Below are 26,864 nucleotides of genomic sequence, written 5' to 3' on the forward strand. Positions count from 1 at the left end.
ATTCGCGCGAGACGTTACCGCGTGCCGAGCCCGTCGAACACCACGCGCAGCACATCGCGGGCCAGTTCCTGCGCGCCCTCTTCACCGCTCGGTCGGTACCACTCGACGATCGAGTTGACCATGCCGAACAGCAATCGGGTCGCCACTGGCGGCGCGATGTCGCTGCGCACCGAACCCTCGCTCTGCGCCGCGCGCACGAGCGCGGTCACCTCCCGGTCGAACGCGCGTCGGCGCTCGAGCGCCGCCCGTTCGACGTCGCTGTTCCCCCGCACCCTCAGCAGCAGCGTGACGTAGGCGAGCCTGTCGACGAGCACGAGCACGGCGCCGCGCAGCACGTGCTCCAGGCGGTCGCGGGCAGATCCCTCACCGGCATCCGCCAGCGCACCCTCGAGACCACTGAGCGCCTCGTCCAGTGCGACCTCAAGCAGCGCCTCTTTGGATTCGAAGTGGTGGTACAGCGCCGACTTCGACAGCCCGAGCCGCGTGGCGAGAGTCGCCACTGAGGTGGCGTCGTAGCCCTGTTCGATGAAGACCTGCACGGCGATCTCGAGGACCTGCCCCTGGTCGTAGCCCGGCCGCCCTCGCCGCACACCGCTCTCGCTGGCGGGTTGTTTCGACACTGACACGCGGTCCAGTCTGGCATCATTGCCGACCCGCGACTTCCTTGTCATACTAAATACTGAACGAATGGTCAGGAATTGGCTATGCGCGCACGACGACACGACGATGCAGTCAGGGGCAGTGATGGACGACATACTCGCCGTCGAGCGACGTCCCGATCGCGTGATCGCTCGCCTGAATCGGCCAGAGAAGCGCAATGCGATCGACCGCGAGATGATCGATGCCCTGCACGTGCTCTGCGCCGAGCTCGAGGCCGATCCGCGCATCCTGATCCTCACCGGCAGCGGAGATGATTTCGCTGCCGGCGCCGATATCGCCCAGCTCCGCGCACGCCGGGCCGACGATGCACGTCGCGGCATCAACGCGATGGCGTTCATCCGCATTCGCGAGCTGCCGATGCCCGTGATCGCCGCACTCGACGGCTACGCACTCGGCGGTGGCGCCGAACTCGCCTATGCCGCCGACATCCGCATCGCGACTCCCCGGCTGAAGATCGGCAACCCTGAGCCGAGTCTCGGCATCATCGCCGCGGCGGGAGCGACCTGGCGCCTGCGCGAGATCGTCGGCGAGGGACTGGCGAACGAGATGCTGCTCACCGGACGCATCCTGAGTGCGGACGAAGCGCTGTCCGCCGGTCTCATCTCCGCCGTCCGCGAGCCGGCGGACCTGATGCCGGCCGCGCACGCGATCGTCGACCGCATCGCCGCCGCGGATCCGCTTGCGATCCGGCATACGAAAACCGCGCTTCGTGCTCCACGCGATGCGCACCCGGCGATCGATGGCGAGCTGCAGGCCGAACTGTTCGAGAGCGCCGAGAAGATGCGGCGCATGACAGATTTCCTCGAGAGGAAGGGACGCCCGTGAAGATCGGAGTTCTCGGCGGTGGTCGCATGGGAGCGGGAATCGCACACGCGTTCCTGCTCGCCGGCTGCGAGGTCGTGGTGGTCGAGCGCGATGCGCAGACGGCGGATGCCGCGGCAGAACGCATCCGCCAGGGTATTGCCCGCTCGATCGAACGTGGTGTCACCATCCGTGATGCTGCTGCGCTGCATCGCGCTCTCCACGTCGGAGACGACATCGCCGCCTTCGAAGGCTGCGACCTGGTGACCGAAGCGGTACCCGAGAATCGCGTGCTGAAGGCAGCAGCCCTCGCACGAATCGAAGCCGCGGCTCGCGGCGCGGTGCTCGCCTCGAACACATCGTCGATCTCGATCACTGACCTGGCTGCCGCACTGACGGCGCCGGGTCGGTTCCTCGGGCTGCATTTCTTCAACCCGGTGCCGACCTCTTCGATCGTGGAGATCGTGGCGGGCACGGCGACCGACCCCGCCATCGTCGAGCGGGCGCGCGAGTGGGTGACGACGATCGACAAGACCCCGATCGTCGTGCGCGACTCCCCCGGGTTCGCGTCAAGCAGGTTGGGGGTCGCGCTGGCGCTCGAGGCGATCCGGATGCTGGATTCCGGAGTCGCATCTGCCGAGGACATCGACCGGGCGATGGAGCTCGGATACCGGCATCCGATGGGCCCGCTGCGCACGACCGACATCGTCGGGCTCGACGTGCGCCTCGATATCGCCGAGGAGCTGCACGCGACGCTCGGCGATCGTTTCGCACCGCCTGCACTGCTGCGCCAGCTCGTCGCCGAGGGGAAGCTCGGCCGCAAGAGCGGCGAAGGATTCTACAAATGGGAGACACCATGACTGCCGAGATCGCGATCACGCCGAGCTACCTGCAGGACGCGTGGTGGGCGCCGGACTCCCCCGGCGAGGCGGCAGTCGTGCGGGATGCGTCGACGGGCCACGAGGTCGCACGCGTCAGCACGGAGGGCCTCGACCTCACCGGTGCGCTCGCCTACGCGCGCACCATCGGCCAGACGTCGCTCGGCGCGCTGACGTTTCATCAACGCGCCCTGCTGCTCAAGCAGTTCGCGCTGGCTCTGACCGAGCGCAAGGACGAGCTCTATGCGTTGTCGGCGCAGACCGGTGCGACCAAGGCTGACTCGTGGGTCGACATCGACGGCGGCATCGGGGTGCTGTTCGCGTACTCGGGCAAGGGGCGTCGCGAGATGCCGAACTCCCAGGTGTACGTCGATGGCGCGGTCGAGCCGCTGTCGAAGGACGGCACCTTGCTCGGACGGCACATCTACACGCGACTGCCCGGCGTCGCCGTGCAGATCAACGCGTTCAACTTTGCGGTGTGGGGTCCGCTCGAGAAGTTCGCTCCCGCGTTCCTTGCCGGCATGCCGTCGCTCATCAAGCCCGCGACTCCCACCGGCTATCTCACCGAGGCGATGGTCCGGATTCTCGTCGAATCAGGCCTCCTTCCTGCCGGCTCGCTGCAACTCGTCAGCGGCGGCGTGCCCACGCTGTTCACCCAGTTGAAGGTCGGTGACATCGTCGCTTTCACGGGCAGCGCATCGACCGCGACGGCGCTGCGCACGCAGACGCCCACCGGCGTGCGTTTCACCGCCGAGACAGATTCGATCAACGCATCAGTGCTCGGGCCGGATGCTCTCGTCGGCACTCCCGAGTTCAGCGCGTACGTGCGCCAGCTCGTCACCGAGATGACGACGAAGGCCGGGCAGAAGTGCACCGCGATTCGTCGTGCCGTCGTTCCTGCCGGTCAAGCGGATGCTGTGATCGACGCCGTCCGGGCACGCCTCGCCGAGAAGGTCACCGTCGGCGATCCGCGGGATGAGGGCGTCACGATGGGACCGCTCGTCTCGCTCACGCAGCGCGATGAAGTGCTGCGCCAGGTGCGGGCTCTCACCGATGGCGGTGGGCGGATCGTGATCGGTAGCGCCGAAGCATCCGACTCTGATGGCGCGTTCGTCTCGCCCATCTTGCTGCGCTTCGACGACACGCACGCCGACGCCGTCCACGAAGTGGAGGCGTTCGGTCCGGTGGCGTCTCTGATCACGTACGACACTGTGGCAGAGGCATCCGACATCGTCGCCCGCGGCGGCGGGTCGCTCGTGACGAGCGTGGCGACGCACGATCCTTCGTTCGCGACCGAGATCATGACAGGCGTCGCCGCCTGGAACGGGCGCGTGCTCTTCCTCGACCGGGACGATGCCCGTTCGTCGACCGGTCACGGCTCGCCGATGCCCGGTCTGGTGCACGGCGGGCCGGGGCGGGCCGGCGGCGGTGAGGAGCTCGGCGGCATCCGCGCGGTGCTGCACCACATGCAGCGCACGGCCGTGCAGGGTTCGCCCGAGATGCTCACGGCGATCACCGGCGTGTGGCATGCGGGGGCTGCAGCGCGCTCGGACGGGGTGCATCCGTTCCGGAAGTCGCTCGCACAGCTGCGCATCGGCGACCGGATCGCGTCAGAGTCTCGCGAAGTCACGCTCGACGACATCGAGACATTCGCGCACTTCACCGGCGACACGTTCTACGCGCACATGAATGAGGAGGCCGCATCGGCGAACCCGTTCTTCCCCGGACGCGTCGCGCACGGCTACCTGCTCGTGTCGTGGGCGGCAGGGCTCTTCGTCGACCCGGAGCCCGGGCCAGTGCTGGCGAACTACGGGCTCGAGAACCTGCGCTTTGTGACTCCGGTATCGCCGGGCGACAGCATCCGCGTCGACCTGACGGCCAAGCAGATCACTCCGCGCGAGACGGACGAGTACGGCGAGGTGCGCTGGGATGCGCTCATCCGCAACCAGAACGACGAGACCGTCGCAACGTACGACGTGCTGACGCTCGTCGAGAAGGAGTAGGCGCGGGCGGGACGGTGCGCGGGGCGCGGGGCGTGCGACATCCGCACGGCATCCGCGGCGCATGGGATGTATTTCGCGGCCCCCAGCCACCTTTCGCAACGGAAATCCATCCCGCGCGGCGCGAACCGGCCAAGACCCACCGAAATCGGCCGATCGCGTAACGCGAGCCGGCGCGCGGGGTGTATTTCGCGGCCCCCAGCCACCTTTCGCAACGGAGATCCATCCCGCGCGGCATCCGCTCACAGCTGCCGCCCGTCCGTCAGCCGGCAGCGAGGAGCACAAGGGCGAGCATGCGAGAGAGCTTCATGCAATGACCCTACGAGAAGGTTCCCGCAAGTTCTTCGAGCGTCGCGATCGCGGTCACATCGTCCCCCGCGTATCGGCCGTCTCGATCCAGCAGAATCGCTCGCAGACCTGCGTCGAGCGCGCCGCGCACATCGTTGTCGATGCTGTCACCGACCATGAGCACATCGGCCCTCTGATGACCAAGGGCTTTCGCCGCAGCTGCGAATGCACCGGGGTGCGGCTTTCCGTACGGGAGGTCTGAGGAGCACACGATTGCATCGAAGAAGCTCGAAATGCCGAACCGATCGATCTTCTGCAGCTGCTGAGTGCGGTCGCCATTGGTGAGGATGCCGAGCGTCACCCCGGCGTCGTGGAGCGGAGTCAGACACGGCAGGGTGTCGGCATACATGGTCCATCCTGCTTCGTAACGCCGAAGATATCCGGCGAAAAGCTCGTCAGCCTCGCCATCGCTGAGGTCTCGCCCGAGCAGGTCGCGGACACGCTCGCGACGCTGCCCCTGAAACGAGATCTCCCGCGCTTGATAGCGGGCATAGTGACGAGACGAGAGCGTCTCCCACCGCTCCGCGATGCCGTCCGTCGGCAACCCCAGCTCTGTGCCCCAGTCGCGGACGGCCGGCGCTGAAGCCGACGCATGATCGATGAGGGTGGAGTCGAGGTCGAAGAGGATCGCGGTCACCACCCCAGCTTGCCAGGCGGCGCACCTCCCCCACCCCGATACCCTCGTGACGTGATGTCCGCCACAACCACCGCGTACTCGGCGCGCGCCGCGGAGTACGTCGAGCTCCTCGGCTCCATGTCGTCGGTGCATCCGTCAGACCGGCAGATCATGGACACCTGGGCGACGCAGATCGACGGAGAGATCCTCGACGCGGGCTGCGGGCCAGGACACTGGACGAACCACCTGAACGAGCTCGGCTGCGATGCGCGCGGCATCGACCTCGTACCGTCTTTCCTTGAGCACGCGCGGTCGAGCTACCCCGGCATCCGATTCGATCTCGGGAGCATCGACCACGTCGATGCGGCCGACGGCTCGCTCGGCGGCATCCTTTCGTGGTTCTCGACGATCCATCACGAACCGCACGCGATTGTCACACCGTTTTCTGAGTTCGCGCGCGTGCTGCGCCCTGGTGCACAACTCGCGCTCGGCTTCTTCAGCGGGGCCAGTATCGAGCCGTTCGACCACGTCGTCACGCGCGCGTACCGCTGGCCAGCGGAAGAGCTCGTCGACCGGCTGGAAGCCGCGGGCTTCTCCACCCTGGAAACCCACCTGCGCGAAACGCGCGGACAGCGCCCCGTCGGGACGATCGTATGCGAACGCCGGCCGCCCACCACCCACTCGGAAGGCACCCCATGCCCAAAGCAGTAACCCTGATCCGTTCGTCCGCTCTCTCCGACGCCGCAGAGTACGCGTACGCCGCGACAGCCCCGGCCGATGCACGGCTGATCTTCCTCGCTGGCTCGTGCCCACTGAACGAAGACGGGTCGACGGCCGGCATCGGTGACTTCGCCGCTCAAGCAGCCAAGTGCATCGAGAACATGAGAATCGCTCTCTCTGCGGCCGGCGCCGACATCGACGACGTCATCAGCACTCGCGTTCTCGTCGCCTCGACGCACCAATCAGACCTCGTCGCCGCGTGGAACGTCGTGCGCGACGCATTCGGCAGCCACGATGTGCCGAGCACGCTCCTCGGCGTCACCGTCCTCGGCTACAACGACCAGCTCGTAGAGATCGAAGTAGTCGCCGCCGTGCAGGACTGAGTGCCCCCCAGACAGGTCTGACAGGATCGGAGGACCATGTCCCTCGCCTCTCACGGACCGCACGACGCACCCCCGGTTCTCCTCCTGCATGGCGGCGGTGTTGCGGGATGGATGTGGGATTCCCTGAAGGAGCACCTGCAGGCCGACTACGCGGTTCTCATCCCCGATCTCCCCGGGCACGGCCGCTCCGCCGACGAACCGTATGTCTCCCACGCAGCCACAGTCGACGAGCTCGCGCGGGTACTGGTCGATGCCGCCCGCGGTCGCCGCGCCACCGTCGTCGGGTTCTCTCTCGGTGCGCAACTCACCATCCAGCTCGCAGCCGCGCACCCCGACCTCGTCGCCCAGGTCATCGTCGTCAGCGCACAGGCTGAACCTCTTCCGCTCACTGCCCTCACCCTCGCAATGCTGGGCGCCAGCGCGCCTCTCGCCCGCAAGCGGTGGTTCGCGAAGCTGCAGGCACGCGAACTCTTCATCCCTGCGCACTTGATGGAGAACTACATCAGCACTAGCGCCGGCATCACAAGGGCCACGCTCCTCGCCGCCGTGGGCGCTAATCTCCGATTCACGTTGCCCGAGGCCTGGCCCGCGTTCCCGGGTCGCGCACTCATCATGGTCGGCCAACGCGAGCGGCGATTGATGCGTGACTCGGCCCACGCAATCCACGGTGCGCTGCCCGGCAGTGAGCTCGAGATCGTCGACGGCTGCGGGCACGGCATCCCCCTGCAGCGCCCCGCGTGGTTCAACGACCGCGTCGCCGAACTGCTGCGCTGAGCGCATGCCAGATGGATTTCGCCCGTTGTGAGCGTCGGGAACCGACCGAAATCATCTCGCATGACCTGCTTTGAAAAAGTTCTCTGATCAGCCCGAATATGGGGCCTGAATGTCCGTGGCCCTCACTTGAATAGAGGGTATGAACACCATCGTCGCTCACCTCGAAGACCTGGAACGGTCTCTCGCTGAGGCGAGCGGTGAGGCGTTCGAGAACGAGGTGATCCCCGACCTGTCGGATGCTGAGATTGCCGCCCTGCTCGAGACGACAGGGCGCATCCAGAAGAGGATCGAAGGCCTTCAGGTCGAGGCATCCGTTCAGGTTCTCGAGCGCTCGGCTCCGATGCGTGACGACAAGATCACCGAGAAGTACGGGTGGGCGCGTCCCGTCGATCTGATTCGGGTGCTGACCCGCACCGACACGCGAGACGCGAACCGCGTCGTCAAGACCGCGCGGCTGCTCTCGCGCACCCGCGGAATATCGAACGGAGAATTCCTGCCTGCCCGCTACCCCGAACTGCGCTCAGCGATGGTCGACGGAGCGATCGGAGTCGCGGGACTCCTCGCGGCGATGGAGCCACTCGAGCAGTCCCGCGCGCGCATCCTCGACGACGCACGGATCGAAGCCGACCGGCAGCTCGCGATGCTTGCCTGCGGCATCAACGACGATCGCGATGCCGACGATTCCAATGCGGATGCTGCAGACGCGAACTCCCGCGGCCCGCTCCCCGTGCCGGAGGACCTGCGAATCCTGTCGAAGGTTCTTCTGGCCTATCTCGACCCCGACGGCGCAGAACCCTCCGACGAGATCGGCGCACGCACTCGCGGCTTCATCATCGGCCGTGAGCGCGATGGAGCAGTCCGCGTGCGCGGCAACCTGCTGCCCGAGGTCGCCGGCCAGCTGAGACTGCTCCTCGACAGTCTGCTCAACCCGCGGGTGGATGCTCCCGACGACCCCACCGGCGGCGTCCGCTTCGCTGACAGCGCAGATGTCGACACAGACGCCAGCACAGGCGACAGCAGCGCGCACGGATCCGTCGACGACGGCGGTGTCACCCCGAACGGAACACCGCACAACGAATCGATGTTCATCGACCAGCGCACCCGCGCCCAGAAGATGCACGACGCCTTCGCGATGGTCATCACTACCGCCGCTCGTGACGGAGGCTTCCCCCAGATCGGCGGCGCAACCCCGACCCTCGTCGTGAGCGTCAGGGCCGACGACTACGCCACCGGCTCCGGATGGGCAACCGTCGTGAACACCGGAGACCTCATTCCGTCACGGGTTGCCGAGCAGACCGGGTGCGCGGGCGGCATCCAACGGGTCCTGTTCGATGACAACGGCCGCATCGCGTCGCTGGGAACCTCCGCCCGCATCTTCAACGCACTGCAGCGTCGCGCGATCACGCTCCGCGACGGCGGATGCATCATCCCCGGCTGCACCACTCCCGCAAGCTGGTGCGAGATTCACCACGTTCGAGAACATGCCGACGGCGGTCCCACTCATACCGACAACGGCGTGCTGCTCTGCTGGTGGCACCATCGCAACCTGCACCTGTCAGAGTGGCGAATCCGCATGAACGGCGGAGTCCCCGAGATCCGCGGCCCGCTCTGGTGGGACCGCACCAGGCGCTGGCATCCCACCGGCACTCCTCGACCCCGCGACCGGCACCGACAACGGCCCCGACAACGGCACAAGTCATAAAGCAATCCTGGAAACGCGGATCGGGTGCCGTCTGCACGGATCAGCCCACCCATAAATTCCGCCTACGGGTGCGTCGACGGGGTCTCTTTCCAATTGGGCCGGACCTTCCACGCAGCAACCATCGCACAGCACCAGGATAATGTCGGCGACGACCTGCGCCAACAGCGTGCTGGGGTCGATCTCCGCGCGCCGGCTGACGCGAATCACCCGCGCAGCGCAAGCACGAACGGCAGCACCTCTGCGGCACCGGCCTGCCGCAGCGCCCGAGCGGCAACAGTGAGCGTCCATCTACTGTCAGCCTGGTCATCGACGAGCAGCACCGGCCCTGCCGGCACCTCAATCCCGTCCGCGCTGAATCGATCCCACACCCCCGCGAGCCGGAAGGCGCTGTTCCCACCCGGCTGCCCCGTCGGCCCACCATCCACCATCGCGAGCGCGCCGACATAGGGAAGCTTGCCGATCTCGGCGATCCCCCGCGCCAGCGAATCGACGAGCTGCGGATGCGAACGCGACGGCATCGCGACCACCGCGACCGGCCGCTCACTCCAGCCCCAGTCCGCCAGCACTCGCACGCACGCCGACAGCACCTGCGCCGACACCGGAGCATCCGCTGCCCCTGCCGCGAACAGCGTGCGCAGCGTGCCTCCCCAGCCGAGATCCGTCAGGCGGGCGAGCGCCCGCCCCTCACTCGCCTGCTCACCCGCAGGAATGCGCCCCTTCACCGCAACGCCGAGTCGGCCGGCCCCGGTGGGCCACTGGCGTCGCGGTTCGACCGCGACACCCACGCGATCGAGCGATTCGGATGCCGCGGCACTCGCCGACGCCCCGATCTCTGTCGGGAACCACGCCCCCGCGCAGTTGTCGCACCGTCCGCACGGCGCAGCCGTGGCATCATCCAGCGAGCGCTGCAGGAACTCCATGCGGCATCCGTCGGTCTGCTCGTACTCGATCATGCTCTGCTGCTCCGCGAGACGCTCGGCCGCGATGCGCTCGTAGCGCTCGCGGTCGTACGTCCACGGCTGGCCAGTCGCAACCCACCCGCCCTGCACCCGGCGCACCGCGCCATCGACATCCAGCACCTTCAGCAGCAGTTCGAGCGGTGTGCGGCGGATATCGACCATCGCCTCCAGCGCAGGAGTCGAGATCGGTGCGTCGCCGAGGGCTGCGATCACCCGCTCGGCGCGCTCCTGATCGGGCATCGAGGCCGTCGCGAAATAGTGCCAGATGTCGCGGTCCTCTGGCCCCGGCAGCAGCAGCACATCCGCACTCTCGCTCGCGCGCCCGGCGCGCCCGACCTGCTGGTAGTACGCGACCGGAGACGACGGTGCACCCAGATGCAGCACGAACCCGAGGTCGGGCTTGTCAAACCCCATCCCCAACGCACTCGTCGCCGCAAGCGCTTTGACCTCATTGCGCTTGAGCATCCCCTCGGACTCGGCCCGCTCATCAGGATCGGTCTGCCCCGTGTACGCACGCACCTCGTGACCGCGCTCACGCAGCAGCCGAGCAGTGTCGACTGCCGCGGCGACCGTGAGCGTGTAGATGATTCCCGACCCTGGCAGCTCGTCGATATGGCTGAGCAGCCAGGCGAGTCGGCGAGCGGCATCCGGCAGTCGCAGCACTCCGAGCCGCAGCGATGTCCGCGCAAGCGGACCGCGGATCGTGAGCACCGGAACCCCCTCGTCGCCGGTCGCTCCCAGCTGCTCCTCGACATCCGCCACGACCCGGCTGTTCGCCGTCGCCGTCGTCGCGAGCACCGGCACCTCGGCCGGCATCTGGGCGATCAGGTCGCGCAGGCGCCGGTAGTCCGGGCGGAAGTCGTGACCCCAGTCGCTGATGCAGTGCGCCTCATCGACCACGAGCATCCCGATGCGCTCCACCAGCGCCGGAAGCCGCTGCTCGCGGAACGCGGGATTATTCAGCCGCTCCGGCGATACGAGCAGCACGTCGACCTCATCGCGGTCGAGCTGCGCGAGCACGTCATCCCACTCATGCGCATTCGTCGAGTTGATCGCCACCGCACGGACACCCGCACGCTCGGCCGCCGCGATCTGGTCGCGCATCAGCGCCAGCAGCGGCGAGACCAGCACCGTGGGACCTGACCCCTGCCGGCGCAGCAACAAGGTCGCGACGAAGTAGACCGCAGACTTGCCCCACCCGGTGCGCTGCACGACCAGCGCACGTCGTCGCCCGGTGACGAGCGCCTCGATCGCCTCGTACTGCCCGTCGTGGAACGAGGCGTCGTCCCGGCCGACGAGTTCGCGCAGCGCGGCGAGCGCCGGCTCATGGGTGGCGGTAGCGTCGAGTGTCATCCCCCCACTCTGCCCCAGACCACTGACACGGGTGCCCCAGACGGCAGACACGCCTGGGCGGGTGGCATTCCGGCATCCGGTATGAAAGAATTACTGAACGCACGGTCAGTAAAGACGAAGGAGTCAGGATGACCGACATTACCGCCGAACAGCAGCGCTTCGACGACCTCATCGCCGCCGACTCGCGCATCGAGCCGCGCGACTGGATGCCCGACGACTACCGCCGCACCCTCATCAGACAGATCTCGCAGCACGCGCACTCCGAGATCATCGGCATGCAGCCGGAGGGCAACTGGATCACCCGTGCCCCAAGCCTGAAGCGCAAGGCGATCCTGATGGCGAAGGTGCAGGATGAAGCCGGTCACGGCCTCTACCTCTACTCCGCAGCGCAGACCCTCGGCATCACCCGCGACGAGATGACCGACCAGCTCATCGCCGGCAGGGCCAAGTACTCGTCGATCTTCAACTACCCCACCCCGACCTGGGCCGACATGGGCGCGATCGGATGGCTCGTCGACGGCGCCGCGATCGTCAACCAGGTGCCGCTGTGCCGCGCATCATATGGCCCGTACGGGCGCGCGATGATCCGCGTCTGCAAAGAGGAATCGTTCCACCAGCGACAGGGTTTCGAGATCCTCCTGACGCTCATGCAGGGCACGCCCGCGCAGCGCGAGATGGCACAGGATGCGGTGAACCGCTGGTACTGGCCGTCGCTCATGATGTTCGGGCCACCCGATGGGGATTCCCCGAACTCCGCGCAGTCGATGGCGTGGAACATCAAGCGCTTCACCAACGACGAGCTGCGTCAGCGCTTCATCGACATGCTCGTGCCGCAGGCCGAGATCCTCGGCGTCACACTGCCGGATCCCGAGCTGCACTTCGACGAAGAGACCCAGAACTATATCGGCGGCGAGATCGACTGGACGGAGTTCTTCGAGGTGCTGGGCGGCAACGGACCGATGAACGCCGAACGCGTGCGCGCCAGGCGCGAAGCGCACGAGGACGGCGCGTGGGTGCGCGAGGCCGCGGCGGAGTACGCGCGCAAGCAGGCCGTGCGCGCCGAAGAGGTGGCGGCATGAGCGAAACCTGGCCCCTGTGGGAGGTGTTCGTCCGCGCGAACCGCGGCATGAGTCACGTGCACGCGGGATCGCTGCACGCTCCGGATGCTGAGCTCGCCGTCCGCAACGCCCGCGACCTCTACACGCGACGAGGTGAGGGCACCTCGATCTGGGTCGTGCCATCAGATGCCATCACCGCGAGCGATCCCGACGCCAAGGGCTCCTTCTTCGAGAGCCCCGCCGGCAAGAACTACCGTCACGCGGTGTACTACACCGCCTCCGAGGGGGTGCCGCACCTGTGAACCCGCACCCGACCCCGAACCCGCGCCCACGCCCACGCACACCAGGTGTCGCAGATGGTCGCCTAGAAGCCGCCGACACGACCAACCGCGACACCTCCCGGGCCGGAGCTCCCAACGCCCATCGCGCCATCACGGTCGACGAGCTCGACCTCGCCGCAGAGCTCACCGGCGAAGCGGATGCCACGGCGAGCGCAGCGGTCGCCGAATACGCTCTCTGGCTCGGCGACGACGCACTGATCCTCTCGCAGCAGCTCAGCGCGTGGATCGCCCACGCCCCCGAGCTCGAAGAGGACGTCGCACTCGCGAACATCGCCCTTGATCTGCTCGGCCACGCCCGCTCGCTGCTGCGCTACGCCGGCACCGCCGACGGTCGCAGCGAAGACGACCTGGCGTACTTCCGCGATGAGCCCGAGTTCCGCAGTGCCTGGCTGTTCGAGCAGCCGAACGGCGACTTCGCGCAGACGATCGTGCGTCAGCTCGTGGCATCCGCGTATCTTTTCGAGCTGTACTCCGCGCTGCAGGCCTCGAAAGATCCGACCCTCGCTGCCATCGCCGAGAAATCGGTGAAGGAGGTCGACTACCACCGCGACCACGCCGTGCAGTGGATACTGAGGCTCGCCGGCGGCACCGACGAATCCCGTCGCCGGACGATCCGTGCGGTGACCGATATCTGGCCGTACGTCGACGAGCTGTTCCGCGATGAGCCGCTGATCGACGAGCTGGAGGGCATCGCGGTGCGGCCCTCGGCGCTCCGCGCGGGGTTCGACGCCGCAATCGAGGCGGTATTCGCAGAAGCCGAGCTGGAACCCGCGCAGGTGAAAGCGTCCGCCGGCGGCGGTCGTCGCGGCATCCACTTCTCCTCGCTCGGGCACATCCTCGCTGAGATGCAGGTGCTGGCGCGGCAGCATCCGGGGGCGACATGGTGACACGCACCCGCGAGCAGTCACGCACCCGCGAGCAAGAAGCATGGCGGGTCGCGGCATCCGTCACGGACCCCGAGATTCCCGTCCTCACGATCGAAGACCTCGGCGTCCTGCGCGACGTCGCAGTCACCGAAACACGAGATGGTGACCGCGTGCGGGTCACGCTCACGCCGACCTACAGCGGATGCCCCGCCATCGACGCGATGCGCGACGACGTGATCCTCGCGCTCACTGCCGCCGGCTTCGCCGACGTCGACGTGCGCACGACGCTCTCGCCCGCCTGGACGACGGACTGGATGTCGGATGCCGGAAAGCAGAAGCTTCGCGACTTCGGCATCGCTCCCCCGACCGGCCGCGCGGCGCTCGGACAGGGTCCCGTCCGAGAGGCTCCGGGCACGGTGAAACTGCGCCTCGCGGTGAAGTGCCCGCGCTGCGAATCGATCGACACTCGCGAAGTCACCCGCTTCGGCTCGACCTCCTGCAAAGCGCTGTACGAGTGCCGCGCCTGCCTCGAACCCTTCGACCACTTCAAAGCGATATGACCACTCCCACGCGTCGGCGCGGCCGCTTTCATGAGCTCGAGATCAGCGAGGTTCGCCCGCTGACCTCCGAGAGCATCGAGGTGACGTTCGCCATCCCGCCCGAGCTGCGCGATGATTACCAGTACCTGCCAGGACAGTACGTCGCATTGCGCGCGCACGTCGACGGTCGCGAGATCAGGCGCAGCTATTCGATCTGCCGGACCCCGATCCTTGACCGCATCAGCGTCGGCATCAAGCGCGACCTCGGTGGGCTCTTCTCGGTCTGGGCCCACGAGAACCTGAAACCCGGCGACCGCATCGAAGTCATGAGCCCGGAAGGCACGTTCACCACCCGCCTGCCCGACCTCGACCACGCCCATATCGCTGGCATCGCAGCCGGGTCGGGGGTGACCCCGATGATGGCGCTGGCCGCGCACGTGCTGGCATCATCGCCGACGGCCCAGTTCAGCCTCGTCTACACGAACCGCTCCACGCAGGACGTCATGTTCCTCGACGACCTCGCCGACCTCAAAGATCGCTACCCCTCGCGCCTCGCGCTGCACCACGTGCTCTCGCGCGAACAGCGCACCGCTCCCCTGCTCTCTGGGCGCATCGATGCCCAGAAGCTCGACGCCATCCTCGATGGGCTCCTCCCTCCCCAGACCGTGACCGAGTGGTTCCTCTGCGGACCCTTCGACCTCGTCGCCCTCTGCCGCGAGACCCTCGAGCGGCGCGGCGTGCCCGCGGGCAGCATCCGTTTCGAACTCTTCACGAGCGACGCCGACGGCCCGCGCGTCGACCGCGGCCGCCCCGTCGTCATCGACAGGGGCGCCGAGGTTCGCACGATCGAATTCACGCTCGACGGGCTGTCGTCGATGGTCGAGTCTCCGGTCGCCGCGAACGAAGCGATTCTGGATGCTGCGCTGAGAGTGCGCGGCGACGTGCCGTTCGCATGCGCGGGAGGAGTATGCGGCACGTGCCGCGCCCGCCTCACCTCGGGCGAGGTGCGGATGACCGAGAACTACGCCTTGGAGCCGGAAGAGCTCGAGCGCGGCTACGTGCTGACCTGCCAGTCCCACCCCACCACCGAGAGGGTCGTCGTCGACTACGACGCCTGACCTCGCCCGCTGAACCTCGCCCAATGAACTCGCCCAATGAACTCGCCCAATGAACGGAGCGATCATGATCGACCTGACCATCGCCGATGACGTCGCCCACGTCGTGCTGAACGCTCCAGAGAAGCGCAATGCGCTCGACCCATCTGCGCTGCGCGAACTCGGCACGGCGTACGACGATGCCGAAGCCGCAGGCGTCCGCGCCCTCGTGCTGCGCGGTGAGGGCGCCGGCTTCTGCGCGGGCCGCGATATCGCCGGAGTCGACCCTGCGACCGACGACGTCTCCGGATACCTCGATGGCCTCGTCACCCCGCTTCTGAAGAAGATGTCGGCGTTCCCCGCACCCACTTTCGCCGCCGCTCACGGCGCCTGCCTCGGCGTTGGTCTCGGGCTGCTGATCGCCACCGACGTCGTCTACGTCGCCGACAGCGCCAAGATCGGCTCGCCATTCGCGGCGCTCGGCGCGGCGCTCGACTCCGGCGGGCACGCACTGTTCTACGAGCGCCTCGGCGCTCACAAGACGCTCGACCTCATCTACACGGGCCGACTCATGAGCGGCGCTGAAGCCGTGCAGTCCGGACTGTTCTCACAGGTTTTCCCGGCAGACGAGGTGCGGCAAGCGACAGAGAGCGCAGCATCCCGCGCCGCGCACGGCGCGACGCAGGCGTTCCTCGCGAGCAAACGCCTCGTCGCCCGGTTGCGCGACGATCGCCTCGCATTATGGGATGCCGTGGCCGCCGAGAACCTCAACCAGGAGAGCCTGCGCGACACCGCCGATTACCGCGAGGGGTTCGCGGCGTTCCAGGCGAAGCGGAAGCCCGATTTCACGGGGCGCTGAGCGGAGTATTGAGCGGGGTTCTGCCGCGGCGGGACGCGCCGATGATGGCCGTGATGAGCGCCCCGACCCAGCTGATGACCGCGACGAGGAAGGCGATGCCGGAGACCGTCGATGATGTCGCGCTGTCCATCCACCCCCAGGTCGAGACCGCAGAGCCGAACGGCGGCGTGTCTCCCCCATCGACGAGCGTGAACATCATCAGCAACAGCGCTCCCCACAACACCCAGCTCGCGATGTCGTAGAAGAGTCGGGTGCTGCGAGCCGCCTTCGCGTCTCGGTCGAAGACGACGATGAGCGGCGGGATGAACATCAAGATGACCATGAATGGGGCCACGAAGATCCCGATGAAGGTCATCCATCCCATCGGCGCACCGAGGATCCATCGCCCGAACAGCACGAGCAGCGGCAGCAGCACCGGCGCGATCCACTGAAAGATGCGCACGAACCGGATGCCGGAGAGTTTCATGGTTCCGAGACTAACTTCAGGTCGGGCTACAGCGCTCGCAGGATGTCATCGACGCGCTCCTTGGCGTCGCCGAACAGCATCTGCGCATTCTCGCGGAAGAACAGCGGGTTCTGCACGCCCGCATACCCCGCTGCCATGGAGCGCTTGAACACGATGACGTTCTCCGCTTCCCACACCCGCAGTACCGGCATCCCGGCGATGGGGCTCGACGGATCCTCGGCGGCGGCGGGGTTCACGGTGTCGTTCGCGCCGATCACGAGCACGACGGACGTCGACGCCAGATCGTCGTTGATCTCATCCATCTCGAGCACGATGTCGTACGGCACCTTCGCCTCAGCCAGCAGCACGTTCATGTGTCCGGGAAGGCGACCTGCCACCGGATGGATGCCGAAGCGCACATCCACTCCGCGATCGCGCAGCTTCTGCGTGAGCTCGGCGACCGGGTACTGCGCCTGCGCGACGGCCATGCCATAGCCCGGCGTGATCACGACGCTCGAGGCGTTCGTCAGCATATCGGCGACGGTCTCGGCATCGATCTCGCGGTGCTCGCCGTGATCGACGTCATCCGAGGCGGCCGCGGCAATGCCGAAACCACCGGCGATCACCGAGATGAACGACCGGTTCATCGCCTTGCACATGATGTACGACAGGTACGCACCCGAGGATCCGACCAGCGCACCGGTCACGATCAGCAGGTCGTTGTTCAGCAGGAAGCCGGCCGCGGCCGCGGCCCATCCCGAGTAGCTGTTGAGCATCGAGACGACCACGGGCATGTCGCCGCCGCCGATCGAGGCGACCAGGTGCCAGCCGAGCGCGAGCGCCAGCACGGTCACCACGATCAGCAGCACGAGAGAGGGGGTGATGACGTACCAGACCGTCAGCCCGATGAACACGACGATCGCACCGAGGTTCAGCACGTTCTTGCCGGGCAGCATGAGCGGCTTCGACGACATACGTCCCGACAGCTTCAGGAACGCGACGATGGAACCGGTGAAAGTCACGCCACCGATGAAGATGCCGATGAAGACCTCTGCATGGTGGATGTCGGCGAGCGCACCGGTGAGTCCCGGGCTGTGCAGGTGTCCGTTCCAGCCGACGAGCACAGCGGCGAGACCCACGAAGCTGTGCAGCAGCGCGATGAGTTCCGGCATCCCGGTCATCTCGACGCTGCGAGCGCGCCAGAGTCCGATGACGGCGCCGACGAGCATCGCGACCAGCAGCATCACGAGACCGATGACGGCCTGCGGCTGACCCCAGGCGCCCTGGAACGTGACCCAGATCGTGGCGACCAGAGCGATGGCCATGCCGACCATGCCGTACGCGACACCAGAGCGCGAGGACTCGTGGCGGCTGAGGCCGGCGAGGCTCATGATGAACAGCAGGGCGGCGACGATGTACGCGGCGCCCGCGACGGATGCGGCGATCTCGAGCGCGCTCACTTGCCGGCTCCCTTCGAGAACATCTTCAGCATTCGCCTCGTGACCGCGAAGCCTCCGAAGATGTTGATGGATGCCACGAGCACGGCGACCGCAGACAGGATCTGCACCACGATGTTCGGGGTCGCGATCTGCACGATCGCGCCGACGATGATGATGCCCGAGATGGCGTTGGTGACGCTCATGAGCGGGGTGTGCAGCGCATGCGACACCTTGCCGATGACGTAGAAGCCGATCACGACCGAGAGCATCAGCACGGTGAAGTGCTGCGGCAGCGGCGCAGGGGCGAACGCGTTGACGAGGAAGAGCGCGGCGATGCCGGCGGCGATCAGCCCGGCCTTCGCCCCAGCCGACAGGCCCTTCTTCTTCGACATTTCGACCCCTGAGCCTGTCGAAGGGTCAGCGATCGAAGAAGCGGCCTTCGCGACCGGCGCGGCCGATACCTGCACCGGCGGTGGTGGCCAGGTCTCTTCGCCGTCGCGCACAACCGTCACGGCCCGCTGCACGACGTCGTCGAAGTCGATGACGAGCTGGCCGTCCTTGTCAGGAGTCAGCAGCTTCAGCAGGTTCACGAGGTTCGTGCCGTACAGCTGCGAGGCCTGGGTGGGGAGGCGCCCTGCGAGGTCGGTGTATCCGAGGAGGATCACGCCGTTCTCGGTCACGACTCGCTCGCCGGCGACCGATCCTTCGACGTTGCCGCCGAGGGCTGCTGCCATATCGACGATGACGCTGCCCGGCTTCATGCTCGCCACATCTGCCGCGGTGATCAGGATCGGAGCTGCGCGGCCGGGGATGAGCGCAGTGGTGATGATGATGTCGACGTCGGCGGCCTGCTCAGAGTAGAGCTCGGCGGCGCGCCGATCGTACGCCTCGCTCGTCGCCTTGGCATAGCCGTCGGACGAGACCTCCTTCTGCTCTTCGGGAACGATCACTTCGAGGTAGGTGCCGCCGATGGACTTCACCTGGTCGGCGACCTCAGGACGCGGGTCGGTCGCGCGCACGATGGCGCCGAGGCTGGATGCTGCGCCGATGGCCGCGAGGCCCGCGACACCGGCACCGGCGACGAGCACCTTCGCCGGCGGCACCTTTCCGGCGGCGGTGACCTGACCGGTGAAGAAGCGGCCGAACTCGTTGGCGGCCTCGACGACCGCGCGGTAGCCGGAGATGTTCGACATGGAGCTGAGCACGTCCATCGACTGCGCGCGCGAGATGCGCGGCACGGCGTCGAGTGCGAGCGCGGTGATGCGCCGCGTGGCGAGCGCCTGGCGCAACTCGGGACGCAGGTTGGGGCTCAGCTGCGCGATCAGCGTCGCGCCATCGATGATGCGAGCGATCTCGGCATCCGTCGGTGCGTTCACCTTCAGCAGGATCGGCGACGCCCACGCCTCATCGGCGCTGACGATCTCGGCACCGGATGCCGCGTACGCGGCATCCGGATAAGCGGATGCTGCGCCCGCACCCGCCTCGACCACGACGTCGTAGCCGATCTTGCGCAGAGCGCCGACCGTCTGCGGTGTCGCGGCGACCCGCGTCTCACCGACCTGTTCTCGCACGATGCCGATTCGCATCATTCACAACTCCCGTCCCCCGTCAGCATGGACCCGATGGCCCATCACGACACACATGAGACGAGACTCTATCGACGGCAGGCCGAAGCACAAGCGAATATCTCGGTCGATCCTCACGAAAGAAGCTCGATTCTTGACGTAGTGCGAAGACGATGACGCCCAGCCGGCGGCGCGGCGCCGGACTGGCAGGACGCCTGTCAGTCCGGATCACGCCCGTCAGCCTGAAATGGCTGATCCGGGCATGCAAGTGCGATCCGGACTGACGTGTGTCGCGGGCGAGACCGCCCGACGGATCACGCCGAGGTCAGCACCAGCCCTGAACCGTCGGCCGCAAGATCCACCCTGACGGTGTCGCCGTCACGCACGCCGCCCGAGAGCAGCGCGGTGGCGAGCTTGTTCTGCACTTCGGTGGTGATGAGCCTGCGCAGCGGACGCGCACCGTACACCGGGTCGTATCCGCGCTCGGCCAGCCACGACCTGGCGTCGGGAGTGACCGCGAGCGTGAGCCTGCGGTCGCGCAGCCGCTGCTGCAGCTGGTCGACGGTGAGCTCGACGATCTGTGCGAGGTCGTCTTCGCTGAGAGCCTGGAACATCACGATGTCATCCAAGCGGTTCAGGAACTCGGGCCGGAACGACTGCCGCACCAGTGCCATCACGGCATCCCGCTTGTCGTCGATCGACATCACCGGATCGATCAGGATCGGCGAGCCGATGTTCGAGGTGAGGATGAGGATCACGTTGGAGAAGTCGACAGTGCGACCCTGCCCGTCGGTGAGCCGTCCGTCGTCGAGCACTTGCAGCAGCACATCGAAGACCTCGGGGTGCGCCTTCTCGACCTCATCGAGCAGCACGACGCTGTACGGCCTACGCCGCACGGCCTCGGTGAGCTGACCACCCTGCTCGTAGCCGACGTACCCCGGAGGGGCGCCGACGAGCCGCGACACAGAGTGCTTCTCGCCGTACTCCGACATGTCGATGCGCACCATCGCGTGCTCATCATCGAAGAGGAACTCCGCGAGAGCCTTCGCCAACTCGGTCTTTCCGACACCGGTGGGCCCGAGGAACAAAAACGATCCGGTCGGGCGACCGGGGTCGCTGATGCCCGCGCGCGAGCGCCGCACGGCGTCGGACACGGCACCGACAGCCTCTTTCTGCCCGATCAGACGCTTGCCGAGCTCGCTCTCGAGGTGCAGCAGTTTCTCGCTCTCGCCCTGCAGCAGTCGGCCGACGGGGATGCCCGTCCACGCGGCGATGACCGCGGCGATGTCTTCAGCGGTGACCTGCTCATTGACCATGCGGTCTTCGCCAGCTGATGCGGCCTCGGCCTGCTCCGCCTCGGCGATCTCGCGCTCCAGGCGCTTGATCGTCTCGTACTCGAGCTTGGACGCCTTCGTGTAGTCGGCGTTGCGCATCGCGAGGTCACGCTGCGTGATCGCGTCGTCGAGCTGCTTCTTGAGCTCGCCCACGCGATTCAGCCCCTGGCGCTCACGATCCCAGCGCTCTTCGAGCCCCGCGAGTTCGCGCTCCAGCTCGACCAGCTGCTCGCGCAGTGCGGCCAGGCGCTCCTTCGAGGCGGCATCCTTCTCGCGCTTGAGCGCGAGCTCTTCGAGCTTCATCCGATCGACCTGGCGCTTCAGCTGATCAATCTCGACCGGAGACGAATCGATCTCCATCTTCAGGCGCGACATGGCTTCATCCATCAGGTCGATGGCTTTGTCGGGCAGCTGACGACTCGGCAGGTACCGGTTCGACAGCGCAGCCGCCGCGACGAGCGCACTGTCGGCGATCGTGACTCCGTGGTGCGCCTCGTAGCGGCCCTTGAGACCACGAAGGATCGCGATGCTGTCTTCGACCGTCGGCTCGCCGACGTACACCTGCTGGAAGCGGCGCTCAAGAGCCGCGTCTTTCTCGATGAACTCGCGGTACTCGTTCAGCGTGGTCGCGCCGATCAGCCGCAGCTCGCCGCGGGCGAGCATGGGCTTGAGCATGTTGGATGCCGCAACAGAACCCTCTCCGCCGCCCGCCCCCATGAGCGTGTGCAGTTCGTCGATGAACGTGATGATCTGCCCGTCGGACTCGGTGATCTCTTTGAGGACCTGCTTCAGGCGCTCTTCGAACTGGCCGCGGTACATGGCGCCGGCGACCAGAGCAGAGATGTCGAGCGTGATGAGGTCTTTGTCCTTGAGGGATTCGGCGACATCGCCGGCGACGATCCGCTGCGCGAGCCCCTCGACGACGGCGGTCTTGCCGACGCCCGGCTCGCCGATGAGCACGGGGTTGTTCTTCGTGCGGCGAGTGAGCACCTGGCTGACGCGCCGGATCTCGCTGTCGCGCCCGATCACGGGATCGAGCTTGCCCTGGCGAGCGCGGTCGGTCAGGTTGATGCCGAACTGCTCGAGCGCGGACTGCTGTTCATCTTGGGCGGGCGTGGTCATCTGCTTCCTCCTGAAGGACTCCTCGCAAAGTTGAGTGATCTTGACTCAAGTTTATCAAGGCTGGCGTCTGGGAGCAAGAGGCCGCGCATCCGAATCTTGGCTATGGTGTGGCCAAGAGAGCTGGTGTGGCCAAGAGAAAAGGGGCATCATGTCGAATCAGCAGTCGCGCAGACGACGCAGAGCTCTGCAGGTATTCGGCCTGGTCGCGATCGCGGTCCTGTTCGCCGCCGCCCTGTGGATCGATATGACCACGCAACTCTGGCAGCAGGCCGTGATCCTCGCCGGCATCGCCGCGGGGCTGCTCACCTTCTTGCTCACCGCCCTCTTCTTCGAGCAGTGGATGGCGCGCTCTGCGCACAAGCGCTGGCTCCCCGTCACCCACCTCGCTCTCACTGATCTGCTGCATGCACTCAGCGATGAGGAGCGCAGCGAGTTCAGCCGCGGACAGATCGTGGCTCGGTCCATCAAGGACGCCGGAGATCACGACTCCGTGCTCGTCGCGATCCACAACGAGCGCCGCGCCATCACTCACGCCCTGGCACGCTGGGCAGGCTTCCTCGCCGCCAGCGCCGACGTGCAGGAGCTCATGGACCACATCGCCGAACTCGCCCTTCTGCTCGACGAGGCGCGGGATGCCGTGCTCGAGGCCGAGAAAGCCCCGACCAGCTCCCCCGCTCAAGAAGCGATGCGCGCCGCGATCGCATCGGCGGATGCGTCGATCCAGTCCGCGGTGGATTCGATCGAGGCCACACTCGGCGCGGTCACCAGACACCGCGCGACCGCGCACCGCGCGACCGCGCTTCAGCCCTGATCGGCGGCCACGGCATCCCAGATCGCACCGGCGACCTCGCGCTTCGACCCCTCCGCAGATGCCACGACCGCCCCGCCTGCTCCGAGAACCTCGACCGCATTGTCGGGCTTCTCGAATCCGTGCTCGGCGTCGGCGAGGTTGACGACGAGCAGGTCGACGCCTTTGCGTTCACGCTTGCGCGCGGCACGCGCGCGGCGCTCGTCAGCGTCCGTCAGTGTCTCGGCGGCGAAGGCGACGATCTTCTGCCCCTCACGGCGAGAGGCCGCAAGCCCCGCGACGATGTCCTCGTTCAGGACCAGGTCGATCCGGTCGAGGACGCCATCCTCCTTGGTCAGCTTCTGATCCGCCGAGGCGGCCGGCCGGTAGTCGGCGACCGCAGCCGCCATCACGATGATGTCGGCGGATGCCGCGGCATCCGCCATCGCCTTACCCAGCTCTGCGGCAGTTCCCACGGCGCGGATGTCGACGAGCGGATGCTTCGCCGCGGCCAGCACGTCGGCGGCGACGTTCGCGGCGACGAGGGTGACCTGCGCGCCGCGAGCGGCCGCTTCTGCGGCGAGCGCGGCACCCTGCCGACCGCTGGAGCGATTGCCGAGGAAGCGCACCGGGTCGATGGGTTCGCGGGTGCCGCCGGCGGAGATCACGACCGTGCGGCCTGCGAGATCCTGCGGGGCGAGCAGGGCAAGGGCTGCGGTGTGGATCTCTTCAGGCTCCAGCATCCGACCCGGCCCTGAATCTCCGCCGGTGAGTTCGCCGTCTGCGGGGCCGAGAATGCGCACTCCGCGTTCGCGGAGGGTGGCGATATTCGCCTGCGTGGCCGGATGCCGCCACATCTCGGTGTGCATCGCCGGCGCGATCGCGACCGGAGCGGTAGTGGCGAGAAGGGTGGTTCCGAGCAGGTCCTCGGCAAGGCCCGCGGTCATCTTCGCGATGGTGTTGGCAGTGGCCGGGGCGATGACCACGAGGTCGGCGGCCTGGCCGAGCGCGACGTGGCGCACACGGGCGACATCGTCGTGCACGCTGGTGGTGACCGTATTGCGACTGATCGCCTCCCAGGTCGGAGTGCCGACAAACCGCAGCGCGTCTGCGGTGGGGATGACCGTGACGTCGTGTCCGCCCTTGATGAGCAGCCGCACGAGCTGCACCGTCTTGTACGCGGCGATGCCGCCTGTGACTCCCACGACGATGTTCATGCCTTGATTCTGCCTGGCTAAGCTGGCCGCGTGTGCACCGTCGTCATCGATGTCGCAGAACCTGGCGGTTCGAGACTCCTCGCTGTCCGAGATGAGGATCCAGACCGCGCGTGGGACTCGCTGGGCCCGTGGTGGCCGCAGCAGTACCCCGCAGTGTCCGGCATCCGTGATCGCCGCGCGGGCGGCGCCTGGCTCGCCGTCGACACCGAGGCTCACCGGCTCGCTGTGCTGCTCAACCGCGCGGACGTGCTCGACCTTCCCGAAGATCAGGTGCGCACTCGCGGAACGCTCGCACTCGAGTCCGTGGCAGGGCGGTCACCCGAAGCGCCGCTCGCCATGCACGGCTTCAACCTTCTCGAGGTCACCCCGGATGCTGCGCGCGTGCTGTCCTGGGACGGCGAGACCCTCACCGAGACTCCTGTGCCGCACGGCGTGCACATGATCGCGCACGATGGTCTGGACGACCCCGCCACCGCGCGCATCGCACGCTGGCTGCCGGAGTTCCAGGCCCGTCCCGCGCGGACGGACGACTGGGAGCAGTCGTGGGTGGATCTGCTTGCGGCATCCGCAGAGCTCGACCCGACCGATGACGCCGCGATCATCCGCGACAACCGTCCGCACGGGTATCCGACGCAGTCCCTGCTTTACTGCGTGGCCGATATCGGCCACCACGGCGTCACGATCGACGAGTCGAACCTGAGCGCCCCGGGCCATTGGGGCTGAGCGCGCCGGGCCTCAGGCGACTCCGGTCAGCGCTGCCAGATCCACCGGCGACGACGACGACGCACGAGCACGAGCTCGGGTTCAGGCGGGGGCGGCACCGCCGTGCGGTCGCCGCTCACCCAGCGCAGCCACAGCGCATCCGGGTTGCCCTCGAGGATGAGCGCCCGACTCAGCAGCGTCAGCGGGATCGAGAGGATCGCGCCGAGAGGTCCGATCACGAACGTCCAGAAGATCACCGAGAAGAAGCTCAGCGTCAGGCTGAGGTCCACCGCGTCGCTGACGAACTTCGGCTGCACGAGCACCTGCAGTACGACGTTGACGACGCTGTACACCGCGATCACACCCAGCAGCAGCGGCCACCCGCCGATCGCGAACGCGAGCACAGCCGGGGGCACCAGCCCGAGGATGAAACCGATGTTCGGAATGAAGTTCGTCACAAAGGCGAGGATCGCCCAGACGACGGGAGCGGGCACGCCCATCCACCACAGTGCGAGGCCATCGATGATCGCCACGATCGCGCCGAAGCTCGCGTTGACGATGTAATACCGACGGATGCCGCGGTTGAGGAACGAGATCCGCCCGATGACGTGGCTGCGCGTGGCGCCGAAGACAGCGGGTGCGTGCCGGTAGCGTGCCGCATCGACAGCCATGAAGATGATGTACGCGAACACGAAGAAGAGTGCGGTCGCGACGGCCAGCACGGTCCCGCCGATGCTCTGCACCATCTTCAGCAGGCTCGCCGGCGCCAGCAGTGACGTGACCGCATCCGACGCCTCCTGACCGAGGCCGAGGTCGGTAAGCCAGCTGACGAACAGATCGAGCTGACGGGTGACTCCGCCGTCCGCGGCGAGATCCATGACCAGGCGTGTGAACTGGTTGCCGGCGAACCAGAGCAGCGCCCCCATCGCGAGGAGGATCACGTAGGCGAGAAGGATCACGATCATGGATCCGAGCCATGACGGCAGGCCGCGCCGCATCAGCGGCATCCGCACCGGTTCGCAGATGACAACGATGACGATCGCCAGTGCGATCGGACCCACCACCTCGCGGGCGAAGAGCTGGTCATGTGGTCAGCGTATCGGCCGCACCGTGGCGGTCAGCGAGCACCCGTTCGTAGATCTCGATCATCGCCGCGGTGCGCGACGACTGCCGGAACTCCTCGCCGACCTCGGCGAGCGGAGACGGCGCCTCGCCGGCTCTGATGTCGGATGCGGCGCGCGTGAGCGTATCGGCAAGGGCAGGCACCGAAGCATCCGGAACCGTCCACAGACCACCGCGCAGCTCATCGGCGATATCGGGGTCGCTGACGATCGTCGGCGTCCCGAGCGCTGCCGCCTCGAACGGGGTCATGCCCTGCGTCTCGAATCCGATGGAGGTCTGCACGACGGCGTCGGACTCGGCGATCCGCGCGAGCGTTTCGGCGTACGGCAGGCGTCCGGCAAAGCGGATGCCGCTGTGCCCGCGCGCGATCTTCTGCGCGGCGCGCAGCTGTCCTCCGCCTCCGATGACCTCGACGTCCGCATCCACCTGAGAGGCGACGACCGCCTCGAGGAAGGGCAGCAGTCGTTTCTCGGGACTCATGCGTCCGAGCCAGACGAAGCGCGGACGCCCCGGCTCGCGCTCATGGCGCGTGGCGAGAATCGGCGCGAGCAGCTCGTCGTCGATGCCGTTCCACACCACGTCCACCCGATCGAACACGCTGTTCTGCTCGAGCCTGCGGGCGAAGTGCCCCGACGGCGCGGTGACAGCGCTCGCCCCCTGCGCGAGCCCGCGCAGGAACGCCCATCCGTCACTGCCGGCAACGGTCTGCCCGATGCCGCGCATCGCACTGCGCCGCCACATGTTGAGCACGGCGAGGGCAGGGCGATGCAGCGGGGTGACGGCTGCCATTCCGACGTCGACCCGGTTGTGCATCGTGTGGACGACCGGGATGCCGTGGCGATGAGCGAAGCGGTGACCGATGAACGCACCCCAGAAGTCGGCCTGCACGTGCACGATATCCACCGGTGGCTGCGTCGCGAAGGCACGGTCGAGGAACCGGTCGGTGCGCTGGCCAGGCCACGACATCGAGTATTCGCGATCGAGCGTGATCGGGATCGAGGGCAGGTCGAAGGGGTTCGGCCACCCGAAGATCCTGGCGCTGTGCATCTTCGGAGCGACCACCGTCACGGTGTGACCGGCGCGCTCCAGGTACTGCTTCTGCAGCCGCATCGACACCTGCGCGCCGCCGAGCGATGCAAGGTGCTGATCGCCGAAGAAGACGATGTGCATGGCGCGCTCC

25 protein-coding genes are annotated in these 26,864 nt (G+C 67.2%); 15 read left to right on the forward strand and 10 right to left on the reverse strand.

Going from position 1 to position 26,864, the window contains the following annotated elements; all coding sequences use genetic code 11:
• Window positions 1-14 precede the first annotated feature (14 nt).
• On the reverse strand, window positions 15-620 hold the full coding sequence (locus ACN0RC_RS04525; RefSeq protein ID WP_417509640.1) for a TetR/AcrR family transcriptional regulator: 606 nt from the start codon (window positions 618-620) through the stop codon (window positions 15-17).
• 124 nt (window positions 621-744) lie between these two features.
• Here ACN0RC_RS04525 and ACN0RC_RS04530 point away from each other — a divergent pair, with 124 nt between their 5' ends.
• The 3 genes from ACN0RC_RS04530 to paaZ are packed head-to-tail and all read left to right on the forward strand — an operon-like array spanning window position 745 to window position 4,342.
• Window positions 745-1,485, forward strand: coding sequence for an enoyl-CoA hydratase/isomerase family protein (locus ACN0RC_RS04530; RefSeq protein WP_417509232.1), 741 nt, complete (start codon window positions 745-747; stop codon window positions 1,483-1,485).
• Window positions 1,486-1,511: 26 nt separating this feature from the next.
• Window positions 1,512-2,321: a 3-hydroxyacyl-CoA dehydrogenase family protein gene (locus ACN0RC_RS04535; RefSeq protein WP_417509642.1), complete on the forward strand. Its 810-nt coding sequence runs from the start codon at window positions 1,512-1,514 to the stop codon at window positions 2,319-2,321.
• A complete protein-coding gene (gene paaZ, locus ACN0RC_RS04540; RefSeq protein ID WP_417509234.1) occupies window positions 2,306-4,342 on the forward strand; it encodes a phenylacetic acid degradation bifunctional protein PaaZ in 2,037 nt (678 codons plus the stop codon). Before ACN0RC_RS04535 ends, paaZ begins: the two co-directional genes overlap by 16 nt.
• Before the next feature lie 316 nt (window positions 4,343-4,658).
• On the opposite strand, the gene ACN0RC_RS04545 is transcribed toward paaZ, so the two are convergent.
• Entirely contained in the window at window positions 4,659-5,324 is a 666-nt protein-coding gene (locus ACN0RC_RS04545; RefSeq protein WP_417509236.1) for an HAD family hydrolase, read from the reverse strand.
• A 54-nt stretch (window positions 5,325-5,378) separates the two neighbouring features.
• Between ACN0RC_RS04545 and ACN0RC_RS04550 the strand changes: the two genes are divergently transcribed.
• The 4 genes from ACN0RC_RS04550 (at window position 5,379) to ACN0RC_RS04565 (ending at window position 8,882) form a co-directional block, all read left to right on the forward strand.
• Window positions 5,379-6,014: a class I SAM-dependent methyltransferase gene (locus ACN0RC_RS04550; RefSeq protein ID WP_417509644.1), complete on the forward strand. Its 636-nt coding sequence runs from the start codon at window positions 5,379-5,381 to the stop codon at window positions 6,012-6,014.
• On the forward strand, window positions 5,999-6,406 hold the full coding sequence (locus ACN0RC_RS04555) for a RidA family protein (protein WP_417509238.1): 408 nt from the start codon (window positions 5,999-6,001) through the stop codon (window positions 6,404-6,406). Before ACN0RC_RS04550 ends, ACN0RC_RS04555 begins: the two co-directional genes overlap by 16 nt.
• 36 nt (window positions 6,407-6,442) lie before the next feature.
• Window positions 6,443-7,180 carry an alpha/beta fold hydrolase gene (locus ACN0RC_RS04560; RefSeq protein ID WP_417509240.1) on the forward strand — a complete coding sequence of 246 codons (738 nt, stop codon included), beginning with the start codon at window positions 6,443-6,445 and terminating at the stop codon, window positions 7,178-7,180.
• A 139-nt stretch (window positions 7,181-7,319) separates the two neighbouring features.
• Complete coding sequence (locus tag ACN0RC_RS04565) at window positions 7,320-8,882, forward strand: DUF222 domain-containing protein (protein ID WP_417509242.1); 1,563 nt, start codon at window positions 7,320-7,322, stop codon at window positions 8,880-8,882.
• 203 nt (window positions 8,883-9,085) lie between these two features.
• Here ACN0RC_RS04565 and ACN0RC_RS04570 read toward each other — a convergent pair whose 3' ends face one another.
• Window positions 9,086-11,194 carry a RecQ family ATP-dependent DNA helicase gene (locus tag ACN0RC_RS04570; protein ID WP_417509244.1) on the reverse strand — a complete coding sequence of 703 codons (2,109 nt, stop codon included), beginning with the start codon at window positions 11,192-11,194 and terminating at the stop codon, window positions 9,086-9,088.
• Between the two features lie 128 nt (window positions 11,195-11,322).
• Between ACN0RC_RS04570 and paaA the strand changes: the two genes are divergently transcribed.
• The 6 genes from paaA (at window position 11,323) to ACN0RC_RS04600 (ending at window position 15,951) form a co-directional block, all read left to right on the forward strand.
• The gene (gene paaA, locus ACN0RC_RS04575) at window positions 11,323-12,273 is read left to right on the forward strand and encodes a 1,2-phenylacetyl-CoA epoxidase subunit PaaA (RefSeq protein WP_417509246.1); all 951 of its coding nucleotides are present in this window, start codon (window positions 11,323-11,325) and stop codon (window positions 12,271-12,273) included.
• On the forward strand, window positions 12,270-12,554 hold the full coding sequence (gene paaB, locus ACN0RC_RS04580; RefSeq protein WP_417509248.1) for a 1,2-phenylacetyl-CoA epoxidase subunit PaaB: 285 nt from the start codon (window positions 12,270-12,272) through the stop codon (window positions 12,552-12,554). The genes paaA and paaB overlap by 4 nt, the downstream gene beginning before the upstream one ends.
• Before the next feature lie 128 nt (window positions 12,555-12,682).
• Entirely contained in the window at window positions 12,683-13,480 is a 798-nt protein-coding gene (paaC, locus tag ACN0RC_RS04585; RefSeq protein WP_417509646.1) for a 1,2-phenylacetyl-CoA epoxidase subunit PaaC, read from the forward strand.
• Window positions 13,474-14,019, forward strand: a complete 546-nt coding sequence (gene paaD / locus ACN0RC_RS04590; RefSeq protein ID WP_417509250.1) for a 1,2-phenylacetyl-CoA epoxidase subunit PaaD — start codon at window positions 13,474-13,476, stop codon at window positions 14,017-14,019. The genes paaC and paaD overlap by 7 nt, the downstream gene beginning before the upstream one ends.
• A complete protein-coding gene (paaE, locus tag ACN0RC_RS04595) occupies window positions 14,016-15,116 on the forward strand; it encodes a 1,2-phenylacetyl-CoA epoxidase subunit PaaE (RefSeq protein ID WP_417509252.1) in 1,101 nt (366 codons plus the stop codon). The genes paaD and paaE overlap by 4 nt, the downstream gene beginning before the upstream one ends.
• Window positions 15,117-15,180: 64 nt before the next feature.
• On the forward strand, window positions 15,181-15,951 hold the full coding sequence (locus tag ACN0RC_RS04600) for an enoyl-CoA hydratase/isomerase family protein (protein ID WP_417509254.1): 771 nt from the start codon (window positions 15,181-15,183) through the stop codon (window positions 15,949-15,951).
• Here the strand turns inward: ACN0RC_RS04600 and ACN0RC_RS04605 are convergent.
• The 4 genes from ACN0RC_RS04605 to ACN0RC_RS04620 form a co-directional block, all read right to left on the reverse strand.
• A complete protein-coding gene (locus tag ACN0RC_RS04605) occupies window positions 15,938-16,417 on the reverse strand; it encodes a hypothetical protein (protein ID WP_417509256.1) in 480 nt (159 codons plus the stop codon). The two genes, ACN0RC_RS04600 and ACN0RC_RS04605, sit on opposite strands and share 14 nt — an antisense overlap.
• Window positions 16,418-16,443: 26 nt before the next feature.
• On the reverse strand, window positions 16,444-17,787 hold the full coding sequence (gene pntB / locus ACN0RC_RS04610; RefSeq protein WP_417509647.1) for a Re/Si-specific NAD(P)(+) transhydrogenase subunit beta: 1,344 nt from the start codon (window positions 17,785-17,787) through the stop codon (window positions 16,444-16,446).
• 65 nt (window positions 17,788-17,852) lie between these two features.
• Window positions 17,853-19,424: a Re/Si-specific NAD(P)(+) transhydrogenase subunit alpha gene (locus ACN0RC_RS04615; protein WP_417509258.1), complete on the reverse strand. Its 1,572-nt coding sequence runs from the start codon at window positions 19,422-19,424 to the stop codon at window positions 17,853-17,855.
• Window positions 19,425-19,714: 290 nt separating this feature from the next.
• Window positions 19,715-21,856, reverse strand: coding sequence for an ATP-dependent Clp protease ATP-binding subunit (locus ACN0RC_RS04620; protein ID WP_417509260.1), 2,142 nt, complete (start codon window positions 21,854-21,856; stop codon window positions 19,715-19,717).
• Between the two features lie 148 nt (window positions 21,857-22,004).
• Here ACN0RC_RS04620 and ACN0RC_RS04625 point away from each other — a divergent pair, with 148 nt between their 5' ends.
• A complete protein-coding gene (locus ACN0RC_RS04625) occupies window positions 22,005-22,667 on the forward strand; it encodes a hypothetical protein (RefSeq protein WP_417509262.1) in 663 nt (220 codons plus the stop codon).
• Here ACN0RC_RS04625 and coaBC read toward each other — a convergent pair.
• A complete protein-coding gene (coaBC, locus tag ACN0RC_RS04630) occupies window positions 22,658-23,860 on the reverse strand; it encodes a bifunctional phosphopantothenoylcysteine decarboxylase/phosphopantothenate--cysteine ligase CoaBC (RefSeq protein WP_417509264.1) in 1,203 nt (400 codons plus the stop codon). The two genes, ACN0RC_RS04625 and coaBC, sit on opposite strands and share 10 nt — an antisense overlap.
• A gap of 30 nt (window positions 23,861-23,890) precedes the next feature.
• Here coaBC and ACN0RC_RS04635 point away from each other — a divergent pair, with 30 nt between their 5' ends.
• Window positions 23,891-24,583 carry an NRDE family protein gene (locus ACN0RC_RS04635; RefSeq protein WP_417509266.1) on the forward strand — a complete coding sequence of 231 codons (693 nt, stop codon included), beginning with the start codon at window positions 23,891-23,893 and terminating at the stop codon, window positions 24,581-24,583.
• 26 nt (window positions 24,584-24,609) lie between these two features.
• Here ACN0RC_RS04635 and ACN0RC_RS04640 read toward each other — a convergent pair whose 3' ends face one another.
• Window positions 24,610-25,626 carry an AI-2E family transporter gene (locus ACN0RC_RS04640; protein WP_417509268.1) on the reverse strand — a complete coding sequence of 339 codons (1,017 nt, stop codon included), beginning with the start codon at window positions 25,624-25,626 and terminating at the stop codon, window positions 24,610-24,612.
• 19 nt (window positions 25,627-25,645) lie between these two features.
• Window positions 25,646-26,854 carry a glycosyltransferase family 4 protein gene (locus ACN0RC_RS04645; protein WP_417509270.1) on the reverse strand — a complete coding sequence of 403 codons (1,209 nt, stop codon included), beginning with the start codon at window positions 26,852-26,854 and terminating at the stop codon, window positions 25,646-25,648.
• Window positions 26,855-26,864 lie beyond the last annotated feature (10 nt).

The organism is Microbacterium sp. (assembly GCF_048259935.1).
Lineage (GTDB): Bacteria > Actinomycetota > Actinomycetes > Actinomycetales > Microbacteriaceae > Microbacterium.